Origin of the sequence: Bradyrhizobium sp. LVM 105 (genome assembly GCF_003957705.1) — a bacterium.
Classification (GTDB): Bacteria; Pseudomonadota; Alphaproteobacteria; order Rhizobiales; family Xanthobacteraceae; genus Bradyrhizobium; species Bradyrhizobium frederickii.
The window spans coordinates 102,335-114,208 of the sequence record NZ_QZMV01000004.1 but is presented as its reverse complement, the minus strand read 5'-3'; the positions used below and the strand labels follow the sequence as shown (position 1 = coordinate 114,208).

The 11,874-nt window shown below is 64.5% G+C and carries 11 protein-coding genes; 3 read left to right on the top strand and 8 right to left on the bottom strand.

Translation table 11 applies throughout. The features are described 5' to 3' along the window. Positions 1-9 precede the first annotated feature (9 nt). Both D6B98_RS12910 and D6B98_RS12905 read left to right on the top strand, forming a co-directional pair. Entirely contained in the window at positions 10-1,119 is a 1,110-nt protein-coding gene (locus tag D6B98_RS12910; protein WP_126257386.1) for an ABC transporter ATP-binding protein, read from the top strand. Continuing rightward, positions 1,116-1,883, top strand: a complete 768-nt coding sequence (locus tag D6B98_RS12905) for an SDR family NAD(P)-dependent oxidoreductase (RefSeq protein WP_126257385.1) — start codon at positions 1,116-1,118, stop codon at positions 1,881-1,883. Before D6B98_RS12910 ends, D6B98_RS12905 begins: the two co-directional genes overlap by 4 nt. Before the next feature lie 194 nt (positions 1,884-2,077). On the opposite strand, the gene D6B98_RS12900 is transcribed toward D6B98_RS12905, so the two are convergent. From D6B98_RS12900 to lpxA, 5 genes are all read right to left on the bottom strand, one after another. Beyond that, positions 2,078-3,538, bottom strand: a complete 1,461-nt coding sequence (locus D6B98_RS12900; RefSeq protein ID WP_126257384.1) for an adenylate/guanylate cyclase domain-containing protein — start codon at positions 3,536-3,538, stop codon at positions 2,078-2,080. A gap of 323 nt (positions 3,539-3,861) precedes the next feature. Next, positions 3,862-3,987 (bottom strand): hypothetical protein, encoded by a 126-nt coding sequence (locus D6B98_RS41395; RefSeq protein ID WP_283810153.1) that lies wholly within the window; start codon positions 3,985-3,987, stop codon positions 3,862-3,864. A 264-nt stretch (positions 3,988-4,251) separates the two neighbouring features. Further along, positions 4,252-5,451 carry a lipid-A-disaccharide synthase gene (lpxB, locus tag D6B98_RS12895; protein WP_126257383.1) on the bottom strand — a complete coding sequence of 400 codons (1,200 nt, stop codon included), beginning with the start codon at positions 5,449-5,451 and terminating at the stop codon, positions 4,252-4,254. Further along, positions 5,448-6,305, bottom strand: a complete 858-nt coding sequence (locus tag D6B98_RS12890; protein ID WP_164718567.1) for an LpxI family protein — start codon at positions 6,303-6,305, stop codon at positions 5,448-5,450. Before D6B98_RS12890 ends, lpxB begins: the two co-directional genes overlap by 4 nt. 19 nt (positions 6,306-6,324) lie before the next feature. Further along, positions 6,325-7,116, bottom strand: a complete 792-nt coding sequence (gene lpxA, locus D6B98_RS12885; RefSeq protein WP_126257381.1) for an acyl-ACP--UDP-N-acetylglucosamine O-acyltransferase — start codon at positions 7,114-7,116, stop codon at positions 6,325-6,327. Positions 7,117-7,291: 175 nt separating this feature from the next. On the opposite strand from lpxA, the gene D6B98_RS12880 reads away from it, so the two are divergent. Then, entirely contained in the window at positions 7,292-7,615 is a 324-nt protein-coding gene (locus D6B98_RS12880) for a KTSC domain-containing protein (RefSeq protein ID WP_126257380.1), read from the top strand. A gap of 27 nt (positions 7,616-7,642) precedes the next feature. On the opposite strand, the gene fabZ is transcribed toward D6B98_RS12880, so the two are convergent. The 3 genes from fabZ to bamA all read right to left on the bottom strand — a co-directional run bounded on the left by fabZ (position 7,643) and on the right by bamA (position 11,816). Then, positions 7,643-8,104, bottom strand: coding sequence for a 3-hydroxyacyl-ACP dehydratase FabZ (fabZ, locus tag D6B98_RS12875; protein WP_024341283.1), 462 nt, complete (start codon positions 8,102-8,104; stop codon positions 7,643-7,645). Continuing rightward, positions 8,101-9,168, bottom strand: a complete 1,068-nt coding sequence (gene lpxD / locus D6B98_RS12870; RefSeq protein ID WP_126257379.1) for a UDP-3-O-(3-hydroxymyristoyl)glucosamine N-acyltransferase — start codon at positions 9,166-9,168, stop codon at positions 8,101-8,103. The genes fabZ and lpxD overlap by 4 nt, the downstream gene beginning before the upstream one ends. A gap of 125 nt (positions 9,169-9,293) precedes the next feature. Then, the gene (bamA, locus tag D6B98_RS12865; protein ID WP_126257378.1) at positions 9,294-11,816 is read right to left on the bottom strand and encodes an outer membrane protein assembly factor BamA; all 2,523 of its coding nucleotides are present in this window, start codon (positions 11,814-11,816) and stop codon (positions 9,294-9,296) included. Between the last annotated feature and the right edge of the window lie 58 nt (positions 11,817-11,874).

Below are 11,874 nucleotides of genomic sequence, written 5' to 3'. Positions count from 1 at the left end.
GGAGTTGTCATGGCAGCACTGAGCATTCGCGCCCTGTCCAAGCGCTACGCCAATCTGGAGGTGCTGAAGGACATCGCGCTCGATATCGAGAGCGGCGAATTCACCGTGCTGGTCGGACCGTCCGGCTGCGGCAAGTCCACGCTGCTCAACATCGTCGCCGGGCTCGACCGCCCGAGCGCGGGGACGATCGAGATCGGCGGGCGCGTCGTCAACGACGTCCCGCCCAAGGACCGCGACATCGCCATGGTGTTCCAGTCCTACGCGCTCTACCCGTCGATGACGGTGCGGCAGAACATCACCTTCGGCATGGAGTGCCGTCACGTGCCCAAGGCCGAGCAGGACGCCGCGGTCGCGAATGTTGCAAAGCTGCTTCAGATCGAGACGCTGCTCGGCCGCAAGCCGTCGCAGCTCTCCGGCGGCCAGCGTCAGCGCGTCGCGATGGGGCGTGCGCTGGTCCGGGATCCCCTGCTCTTCCTGTTCGACGAGCCGCTCTCCAATCTCGACGCCAAGCTGCGCGTCGAGATGCGGATGGAGATCAAGCGCCTGCACCAGCGCATCGGCGCCACCATCGTCTATGTCACCCACGACCAGATCGAGGCCATGACGATGGCGACGCGGATCGCCGTGATGCATCAGGGCTGCGTGCAGCAATTCGCCGACCCCGATACGGTATACCGCTATCCCTCCAATCTGTTCGTCGCGCGCTTCATGGGCTCGCCCCCGATGAACACGCTGCCGGCACGGCTCGAGAGCGAAAATGACGAGCTGGTGGTCGTGATCGGCGCAGGCCGGCCGGACGAAATCCGCCTGCGCCTGAGAGGTTATGACGCCGCAGCTTCCTTTGTCGGACGCGACGTGGTGTTCGGAATCAGGCCGGAGTGCATCGCCGAGGGCAGCCGTGCATTTTCGAACGATGCGCCCGTCCTCATCGAGGCGCCGGTGGACATGGTCGAGCCGACCGGTGCCGAAACGATGGTGTCGCTGCGGCTCGGGGGCGAGCCGGCGATGGCGCGCATCTCGCCCGATATCCGGCCCGTGCCCGGCGCGTTCGCCTCATTCGCGCTCGACACGCGCCGCATTTGCCTGTTCGACCCCAAGACGGAGCGACTGATCGTATGACCAAGACGAGCTATGCCGGTCTCGCGGACCGCGTGGTGCTGATCACCGGCGGCGCCAGCGGCATCGGCGCCGCCTTCGTGCGCGCCTTCGCCGCCCAGCGCGCTCGCGTCGCGTTCCTCGATATCGATGCAGCAGCCGGCGCGGCACTGGTCGTCGAGGTCGCGGCCGCATGCGGCACCGCGCCGCTATTCGTGCCCTGCGATCTCCTGGACATCGAGGCCTTGCGCGCCGCCATGGCGGAGGTGCGGCAATCGCTCGGCGACGCCGCGGTGCTCGTCAACAACGCCGCCAACGACCAGCGCCAGGTGCTGGCCGAGGTGACGCCCGCCGAGTTCGACTGGATGATCGGCGTCAATTTCAAGCACGTCTTCTTTGCCGCGCAAGCGGTGGTGCCGCAGATGCAGGCGCGCGGCGGCGGCTCGATCATCAACATGTCGTCGATCGCCTGGATGCGCGGTGCGCCTGCGCTCCCGGTCTATGCCGGGGCCAAGGCAGCGATCGTCGGCTTCACCAACTCGCTGGCCCGGTCGGTCGGCCCCGACCGCATCCGCGTCAACGCGATTGCGCCCGGCATGGTCGTCACCGAGCGGCAGCGCCGGCTGTGGTATCCGGACGAGCAGGTCATCGCCGCGATGCGCTCGCGCCAGGCTGTTCCGGACGCGGTCACGCCCGAGGACATCGCCAACATGGCGCTGTTCCTCGCCTCCGACGAAAGCCAGCGCATCACCGGCCAGTGTTTCCGGGTCGATGCCGGGCTTGCGTAGGACGTGTACTCATAGATCGTTTCGGGATCGCTTTTCTTTCCAAGGAAGACGTCGAGCAAGCATCCATGCAGGTTGCCTGTGGGGCCACAAGCCGACATCCACTACCAAAGGCGCCAGGTCTGTTGCGCGCAGAACCGCTGCCATTAGCATGTTCTTCAAGCTTACAGGTGTTTGAGCGAACTGGCAGCCCACGTCTACGATCGGCCAGTGACCCGATAGACTCGCGCCTCGCCCTCGACGCCACGCAGCGGCGCGTCGAACTCCTCGACATCGTAGCCTGCCAGCAGTTCGCGAACGGCAGGGGCCGTATAGAGCGCTTCCGTGAGGCAGACCTCGCCGGCGTCGGCGAATGATTGCACCCGCGCCGCAATATTCACGGTCTGGCCGAAATAGTCGAGATTCTCATTTAGGGTCACGGCAATGGAGGGGCCGCAATGCGCACCCATCTTGAGAATGATAGCCGGCTGACCGTGCTCGCGGTTGAACCGTCCGATGTCCTGCAGAATGTGGAGCGCCGCCGCCACGGCATCCACCGGCCGGGAGAACGCAGCCATGACGGCATCGCCGATGGTCTTCACGATCGCACCGGCATGCCGTTGGGCGATTGCGTCGAGGAGCGCAAAATGCTCGCGGACGAGAGCATAGGCGTTAAGGTCCCCGAGACGCTCGTAGAGCGCGGTCGACCCCTTCAAGTCAGTGAACAGGAACGTCACCTGCCGGACGCCGAGGCCCTCCTCTTCATCGACGCGTTCCGAGCGGAAGAGCTTTCGGAACGTCTGGCGCGTCAGCAGCATGCCACCCGAGACATAGGGATCGAATTCGAGCGTCGGCTTCTCAGGCATCGCCAGGATTTCTGGGGACCAGTTGATCAAGAGCAGCGAACCACGCCTGGGACTGGTGTTGTTGATCTCGAAGATAACGGGGCCCGACGGCACGGCCGAAACGGCGGGCGTGAACCGCTGCCCGTCATAGGCGATGCGGACGATCCGCGGGATATTCGAACTCTGCTCAGCAGAGGAAGCGAGCATCACCGGAAGCATGAAGCCCGCCTGGGTTTGGACATTGACGCCCGAGAGTGCGCCCGGCCCAATTTCGGCGTGCAGCGTCGTCAGGCCGGTTGGCAGATAACTCATTCCGCGGACGAGGCTGCGCAGGAGATCGACGAAGCGAATTTGTCCCCCGGGCAGCCGCCCGCTGTTGGCGAACTTCAGCTTCCAGTGCAGATCCTCGATCGAAAGATTATCGACGTCATACAGAGCGAGGCGCCGGACTTGCGGCGACACGGAGAAGGAAACCTCAATGAAGTCGTCTAGGTCTGTCTGACCCTCGATATCACACAGCCCGCAAACGAAATGACTACGGAGCGCACGGAGCCTCCCGAAGCTTTCGAGCACCAGGCCCGAGTGGGGGCAGAGAATATCCCAATGCATGTCGAGCAGCCCGGCGCGGGCGGCGTGGAGGAACAGATCGATCGACTCCGGCTCAGCCACGTTGCGATCGCGGGCGAACGCCAGCGGATTGGCACGGTACAGACTGACCTCGTCGCCGCTGCGCATCAGCGTTTCGAACTTGGAAATGACACGCGGGCTCCAAGCGCGAGCCTGCTCGATCTGTGTCATCTTGCTTTCAAGAAGCCACTCGTCGATAGACGTCATTGGTCAGCTCCTGACCATTGCAACCGAGCCCGTCGTTTTGAGCAATTGGGGCCGGTCAGCCGATTATATGGCAGAATTTCCAATCCGACCATGTCGCTTGTGGGGTACGTGCGGGAATGCCCGCGATATCCGTCCTTGGTCCGTTGGCATGCGGTAAGCAGACGTCAGGGTGTGCATACAGAGAGGCAGCTAAGGGGCCAGAAGCCGACATGGCTGCCTCGAAACGCCAAGAACTCGCCTTGAGCAATTGCAATCCGTCCGCCCAATCAAGCGCAGCTCAATGGGCCGAACCCGCCTCATCGATTCCATGAAAGGAAGCGGATTCACTCGATCGTCGAGTCCGCACGGGAAAGCAGCGCTGGTGCGATTTCGACATCCAGTGCCCTGGCTGTCTTGAGATTGATGACCAGTTCGAGCTTGGTCGGCTGCTCAACAGGTACCATGGCCACTTTTGCGCGCCCCGTAACAGTCTTGCGACCTGACGCGCGCATTGGTCGAAGACCGCGCTGAGACGGGGACCGTAGCCCATCATTCCGCCTTCTTCCGCCTGCTCCGGCCACTGCAGAACTCGCGCCGCTTCATAGGGGCGCCGGGAGCATCCGACCGGGCTTCAGCCTAGCACATTGGAGGCGAGTATGGTGTCAGCGTCGGGTCATAAGCCGTCGATCGCGGCCAAATCAAGTGACTTCCGCCGGGCCGCTGCAAGCCGACGCTTATGAGGACACGCCCGAGCTCGTTCCCCTGCCCTTGCGTATCGTCGCCAGCACGATATCGGCGGCGAGCACGCTCGGGGACTTGTTGCCGGTCGACATGATCTGATCGAGCTGGGCAAAGGCCTCGACCTGTCGCCGCCGCAGCGGAGACTCCGTCAGCACATCATGAAGCGCGGGCGCCAGCTTCTCCGGCGTGCACTCCTCCTGCAAATATTCCGGAATCACCTCCTTGCCGATCACGAGATTGGCGAGGATCACCGAGGAGACGCGGATCGCGCGGCGCAGGATAAAGGCCTCGATCGCGCCGACACGATAGGCCGTCACCATCGGAATGCCCGATAGCGCGAGCTCCAGCGTCACCGTGCCGGATTTGGCCAGCGCCGCATGCGCGATGCGGAAGGCGGCGCGCTTCTCGTTCTCGCCGATCACGATGTTCGGCTTGACCGGCCAGCTCGCGATGCCCTCGCGGATGGTGGCTTCGAGATGCGGCATGGTCGGCAGCATCAGCTCGAAGGCGCGGCCTTCCGCCTGCAAGCGGCCGATCGTTGCGCCGAACACGCCGAGATGGTGCCTGACCTCGCTGCGGCGGCTGCCGGGCAGCACCAGCAGCACCGGCGGCTCAGCGTTGCGGCGGGCCTGCTCCTCCGCGTTCGGCCGCAGCGAGGACAATTGCTCGACCAGGGGATGGCCGACATAGCTGCATGGCGGTCCGCCGAGCTTGCGGTATTCCTCCGGCTCGAACGGCAGGAGACCAAGAACGTGATCGACATAGCCGAGCATGGTCCGCGCCCGTCCCGGCCGCCACGCCCAGAGCTGCGGCGAGACGTAGTCGACGATCGGAATCGCAGAATTCTTCGCGCGCACGCGGCGGGCGACGCGATGGGTGAAATCGGGGCTGTCGATGATGACGAGCGCGTCCGGCGCGGCCTCAAGCACGGCATCCGCGGTGTTGCGGATCAACCGCAGGATCTTCGGCAATTGCTGCACCACCGCGGCGAAGCCGACGATCGACAGCTCCTCGATCGGAAACAGCGATTCGAGCCCCTCGCGCGCCATGGTACGGCCGCCGACGCCGACGAATTCGACGCCGTCGCCGAGGCGCTGGCGCAGCACCTTCATCAAGGCGCTACCGAGCCGGTCGCCGGATTCCTCGGTGGCGATCAGGCAGATCCTGCGCTTGGGATCGCGCGACTGCATCACGCCGGCAGGCCGATGACGAAGAGATATTTGGCGTCGGCCAGCGCGATCATCGCCTGCGGCTCGGCCGCGATGGTGTTGCCCGCGATGACGGCGATGCCGGCGAGCCCTGCGGCGGCCACACCTTCGAGCGTGCGCGGGCCGATCGTCGGCAGGTCGAAGCGCAGGTCCTGGCCGCTCTTCGGCGCCTTCACCAGCACGCCGCGGCCGGCGGCCGCGCGAATGCGTCCCTCCTCGCGCAGCCGCGCCACGCGCGCGAGCAGCGCGTCGGTGCCCTCGATGTCCTCGACCGCCACCACATGGCCGTCGATCACCACCGCCGCCTGGCCGATGTCGAACGGGCCGAGCGCGGCCAGCACCGCACGGCCCCGCTCGATGTCGGCCTTGCTGTTGTCGTTCGGCCAGGCGCGGCTGATGCAGCCCTCGGGCATCAGGAGATCCGGGGCGACGTCCTTGATGCCGACCATGCGAAAGCCGTCCTGCTCGAGAAGGCGGCCGACGCCTGACAGGAGATGATCGTCGCCGCCGCGAAAGGCGCGGATGACGTTCCCGAGCAGGCGCAGCGTCTTGACGTCGAACCAGATCTCCGCGAGCGAGGGGCGCACCAGGGTGCCGATGAAGATCAGGTCGCGGCAGCCTTCCTCGCGAAACAGCCGCATCGCACGGCCGAGCTGGCCGACCGAGATCCAGCGGTGACGGAATTTCTCCACCCGCGCCGGATCGCAGGCGCCCCGAAGCGGAAACAGCACCGGCGTGATGCCGCGGGCGGCCAGCGAGTCGGCGACCGCGAACGGCATTGCGCCGCCGCCGGCGACGATGCCGACCGGCGATGAACCCTGCGAAGCCGCCGATGTCATGCCCGGGGCCATCCCAAAGTCACTTCGCGATGGCGGGAAGGCACAGCGGGCGTTTGCCCTTGCCGATGAAGTCGAGGATCTCGGCGATCGCCGGATCCTCGCCCGCGAGCGGCCTGGATGCCTCCAACCGCTCGGCGAAGGTACCAGGGCCGTGGAAAAGCTTCTGGTAAAACCCACGCACCGTCGCCAGCCGCTGCTTGGTGAACTTGCGCCGCTTCATGCCGATCAGGTTGAGGCCTTCCAGCACAGCATATTGGCCGTTGACGAGGCCAAACGGGATGATGTCGTCGCGTACGCCACAGACGCCGCCGACCATGACCTGGGGCCCGATGCGGGTAAACTGATGCACGGCGGACAGGCCGCCGATGAAGACGAAGTCGCCGATCTCGCAATGACCGCCGAGCGTGGCAGAGGTTGCAAAGATCACATCATTGCCGACATGGCAGTCATGACCGACGTGGCTGCAATTCATGAAGTAGCCGCGATCGCCGACCGCGGTGACACCGCCGCCGGCGACGGTACCGGCGTTCATCGTCACGGATTCCCGGATGGTGCAACCCGATCCGATCTTGAGCTTCGTCAGCTCGCCCCGATAGCTGAGCGACTGCGGTGGCGTGCCGAGCGAGGCAAAGGGATAGATGGTGCAATCATCGCCGATGGTCGTCTGCGCCGTGACATGCACGTGCCCGATCAGCTTGCAGTTCGCGCCGATCACGACATTGGGGCCGATGATGCAATAGGGTCCGATCTCGGTGCCCTCGCCGATCACGGCGCCGTCCGCCACCCGTGCGGTGGGATCAATCTTGCTCATCAAGCAATCTTACTCGTCAGGAAGCTCTGATTATGTGTTGAAGTCATTCAGTTTTCCGGTGGTTAGCGCGTCTATGCCCGATCGTCCAGTGACGTATCATCTCGCCGTGTTTCAAGTATCGGATGAGGCGGCCGTCCCGGTCCGCCCCAAAAGTTCATGCGGAGCTTCAACACTCGTGGTCAGGACCTTGGCACTTCTACTCGCACAGCTCGCGGCCGCGCCGATCGTGTCCGAGACGGTCGAAACAGGTGATCGCCGACCGGTCGACCTCGCGACATTCGAATGCCGCGACATCAATCGCAGCACCGTGCTTCAGCGCGTCTGTTACGACCCCGCGCGGCACGATCTCGTCGTCGCGACTGGCGGCTTCTATGCGCGTTATTGCGGCGTCGCCGCCGAGACGGTCGACCGCCTTCTGGGCGCGCCGTCCATGGGCCAATTCTTCAATCGGCATATCCGCCGCGAGGCCGCCGGCGGCCGCTACGATTGCAGCGCGTGAGCCCCCTCCCGCCGAGCCCGGAAACGCTCAGTCCGTCAGCATGGCGCCGACATCGGCTTCCGCCACCACCTGGCCGTTGACCTTGGCGTCGCCGTGAAACCACCACATGGCCTTGCGGCGGCCGAGCGAGCGCATGTGATATTCGATGGTATCACCGGGCAGCACCGGCTTGCGGAACTTGCACTTGTCGATGGTGAGAAAATAGACCGCGCGCGGCTTCTCGGTGCCTTCGACCGACTTGATGCCGATCACGCCTGCCGTCTGCGCCATCGCCTCGATCATCATGACGCCGGGATAGACCGGGCGCTCCGGGAAATGCCCCTGGAAGGCCGGCTCGTTGAAGGTGACGTTCTTGATGCCGATGCCGCTGTAGTCGGCGCGGATGTTGATCACGCGATCGATCAGCAGCATAGGAAAGCGGTGCGGCAGGGTCTGGAGGATGGCATTGATATCCACCAGCTCGAACTTCACAGGTGATTCCGCCGTCATTCCCGTCCCTCGTCCTTCGCATCGGCCTTGCTGTCGCGCACCAGGCGCTCCACCGCGATGATCTCCTTGAACCATTGCTTGGTCGGCTTGGCAAAGAGGCCACCCCAGCGTCCGCCCGGCGGGATGTCGTCCTTGACGCCGCTCATCGCGGTGACCTGGGCTCCATCGCCGATCTTGAGGTGGTTGTTGATGCCAACCTTTGCTCCGAGTGCCACGTTGTCGCCGATGGTCAGGCTGCCGGCGAGGCCGATCTGGGCCGCCAGCAGGCAGTGCCGGCCAATGGTCACATTGTGGCCGATCTGGACCTGATTGTCGATTTTGGTCCCCTCGCCGATCACCGTGTCACGCAAGCTGCCACGGTCGATCGTGGTCCCCGCGCCGACCTCGACATCGTTCTGGATCAGGACCCGGCCGGTCTGCGGCACCTTCAGATGGCCCTCGGGGCCGAAGAAGATGAAACCGTAGCCGTCCTGGCCGATCGAGCAGCCGGGATGGATCAGCACGTTGTTGCCGATCAGGGTGCACTGGATCGCGGTTCGGGCGCCGACGTTGCAGTCCCGGCCGATCTTGACGCCGGGACCGATCACCGCCCCGACGCCGACCACCGTGCCGCTGCCGATCTCCACATCCGGGCCGATCACCGCCAGGGGGTCGACGATCACGCCGTCCTCGAGCCGGGCCGAGGGATCGATGATCGCCGACGGTGCGATACCGTCGTTACCGACCCAGGATTGCGGCCTCAGCGCGTCCCCATGCCATTCCCGCGCGATCCTGACGAAGGCCCGGAACGGCTGCGCCACCCGCAGCACTGCCACATGGGCGGGCACCTGGGCCTCGAAGCGCGGGCTGACCAGGCAAGCGCCGGCCTTGGTCGCCTTGAGGTCGTCGGCATATTTGAGGTTGTCGAAGAACGCCAGATGCATCGGGCCGGCTTCGTCGAGCGAAGCAAGCCCCGTGATGACGTGGCCGCCCCTGCCGGGATCGACCAGCTCGGCCTTGGCCAGCGTGGCAATGTCAGCCAGCGCTGAGGCAGGCGGCTTTGTGAAGAAGATCGGCTGCGCCATTCCACCCCGTCGCGGTCCGGCTTCGGCATGAAGCGGTCAGGCCGCATCATGCCCCATCTCTTGGAATGGCACGATCCCCTTCGGAAACCGGCTCCATTGATCCGGATCGTGCCGTGCTGATCGAACTAGAACGTGGTGCCGCCGCCGAACCGGAATTCCTGCGTACGGTCGTACTTGCCCTTGCTGAGCGGCACGGCGTAGTCGAAGCGCAGCGGACCGAACGGCGACTGCCAGATCAGGCCGACACCAACCGACGAGCGGATGACCTTGCTGTCGTCATAGACGAGGCCGGTACATGTCCCCGTCGTTGACGGATCGAAGGTCGACGGGATGCAGCCCGGCACATTGACTTCGTTGGTCGTGGTCCAGCTCGTCGGTCCCTTATAGTCGTAGAGGCCGCCGGCATCGGCATAGACCGCACCCTTCAGACCCACTTCCTTCGGCAGGAACCAGAACGGCATCTGCAGCTCGAGCGAAGCGCCCCAGTACTTGGTGCCGCCGAGCGCGTCTCGCGAACCGAAGGGGTTCAAGTCACGCGGGCCAATGCCGTTGGGAGCAAAGCCGCGGACCAGGTTCGGACCCATCTGGAAATGGTCGAGCATCCGCAGATCGTCGTTCATCTTGGTCAGAATGCCGCCCTGCAGGCGGACGAGACCAACGATGTCGGACACCAGCGGGGCATAGTACTTTCCGTCCGCCACGGTCTTCAGATAGGACACGTCGCCGCCGACGCCGGCGAAATCCTGCCGGAAGTCGATGAGTAGACCGTCGCTCGGGTTCTTGTTGTTGTCCAGCGTGTTGTAGGTGAGCGTGTAGCCCAGCGCCGAGGTCAGCGTCTTGCCGCTGGCAAGCTCCCTGCGTACCGGCAGCGAGGCCTCGCCATCGCTGTAGCAACCGAGGCCGCCGCTCGAGCTCAGGTCGATGCCGTTGGCGGCCGCGTAAGCCGGGCTCGGATTGAACGCCGCGCTGCCCGGATTGTTGTTACAATTCGCCAGGTAGCTCGGCAGCGTGATTTCCTGCTGGTAGATCGAATAGCGCAGCTGCAGCGACAGATCTTCACGCAACGAGAAGCCGAGGCGCGGCGAGAAGCCGAGCGTCTTGGTGCCGTAGGAGATGTAGTTGTTGGCGAGTTGCTGGCGCTGATAGAGGTCGAGTCCGAGCGCGACGCGGTAGTCGAGCAGATAGGGTTCGACGAACGACAGCGAGTAGCCGCGTGCGTACTGGCCATAGGTCACCGACGCCTTGGCGAACAGGCCGCGGCCGAGCAGGTTGCGCTCGGAGATCGAGACTTCGGCCAAAGCGCCATCGGTGGTGGAGTAACCGCCCGAGACCGAGAAGTCGCCGGTGGATTTCTCTTCCATGTCGACGATCAGGATCACGCGATCACTCGACGAGCCCGGCTCGGTCGTGATCTTCACGCTCTTGAAGTAATCGAGGTTCTTCAGGCGCCGCTCGGCACGATCGACCAGGGCGCGGTTGTAGGCATCGCCCTCCGAGATGTCGAACTCGCGGCGGATGACGTAGTCGCGCGTGCGCGTGTTGCCCCGCAGGTTGATGCGCTCGATATAGGTGCGCGGGCCCTCGTCGATGTTGAACACGACGGAGACGGTGTGCGCCTCGAAGTTGCGGTCGCCGCCCGGGCGGACCACGGCGAAGGCGTAGCCGCGGCGCGAGGCCTCGATCTGCATCTCCTCAACCGATTTTTCGACCGACTCGACGTTGTAGAGCGAGCCGGCATGGACGCGCGAATAGCCGCGCATCGACGATGGATCGAAGTTCGGGATGCTGGAGCGGAAGTCGACCGCGCCGACGCGATATTGAGCGCCTTCCTCGATCTTGAAGGTGACGTTGAAGCCCTTCTTCTCCGGATCGTATTCGGTGAGCGCGGCCACCACCTGGACGTCGGCGTAACCGTTCTTGAGATAGAAGCGGCGAATCAGATCGCGGTCGGCTTCGACGCGGTCGGGATCGTAGACGTCACCGCTGCCGAGGAAGCTCAGCAGGTTCGTTTCGCGCGTCTTGATGACGTCCCTGAGGCGGTAGGACGAGAACGCGTTGTTGCCGACGAACTCGATCGACTTGACGCCGGTCTTGACGCCCTCCTCGATCGTGAAGACGAGATCGACGCGGTTGTTCGGCTGCTCGATGACCTCGGGCGTGACGCGCACGTCGTAGCGGCCGGACCGGCGATAGATTTCGGCGATTCGCAGCGTGTCGGACTGCACCATGGCGCGGGAGAAAGTGCCGCGCGCCTTGGACTGGACTTCAAGGGTGAGCTGCTCGTCCTTGATCTTCTTGTTGCCCTCGAAGGCGATCCGGCCGATCACCGGGTTTTCGACCACCGAAACGACGATCTGGCCGCCGGGACCGCGGTTGATCCTGACGTCCTGGAACAGGCCGGTCTCGATCAACGCCTTGAGGCCGTCGTCGATGGCGCCTTGATCCAGGCGACCGCCCGGACCCGGCTTGAAATAGGAGCGGATTGTCTCCACCTCGACGCGGCGATTTCCCTGGACGGAAATCGACTGAACGGTCTGAGCGAGCACAGACGAAGACACAAAAACAGCCCCGACCGGGGCAACCACCGGCGCGCCGAACATGATCAGGGTTGCGAGCAAGCCCCCCCGGAGTCGCAGTCCAAACTTCATCGCGCAACGCGCCCTTATCATTCCGTGCCAGACCCAACCCCAACGCCGGTCCGGAGAT

Coding starts and splice junctions, on each gene's coding strand:
- D6B98_RS12910 (WP_126257386.1), top strand. CDS start 10: ATGGCAGCACTGAGCATTCGCGCCCTGTCCAAGCGCTACGCCAATCTG.
- lpxD (WP_126257379.1), bottom strand. CDS start 9,168: ATGGCGCAGCCGATCTTCTTCACAAAGCCGCCTGCCTCAGCGCTGGCT.
- lpxA (WP_126257381.1), bottom strand. CDS start 7,116: ATGAGCAAGATTGATCCCACCGCACGGGTGGCGGACGGCGCCGTGATC.
- D6B98_RS12900 (WP_126257384.1), bottom strand. CDS start 3,538: ATGACGTCTATCGACGAGTGGCTTCTTGAAAGCAAGATGACACAGATC.
- bamA (WP_126257378.1), bottom strand. CDS start 11,816: ATGAAGTTTGGACTGCGACTCCGGGGGGGCTTGCTCGCAACCCTGATC.
- D6B98_RS12890 (WP_164718567.1), bottom strand. CDS start 6,305: ATGACATCGGCGGCTTCGCAGGGTTCATCGCCGGTCGGCATCGTCGCC.
- D6B98_RS12905 (WP_126257385.1), top strand. CDS start 1,116: ATGACCAAGACGAGCTATGCCGGTCTCGCGGACCGCGTGGTGCTGATC.
- fabZ (WP_024341283.1), bottom strand. CDS start 8,104: ATGACGGCGGAATCACCTGTGAAGTTCGAGCTGGTGGATATCAATGCC.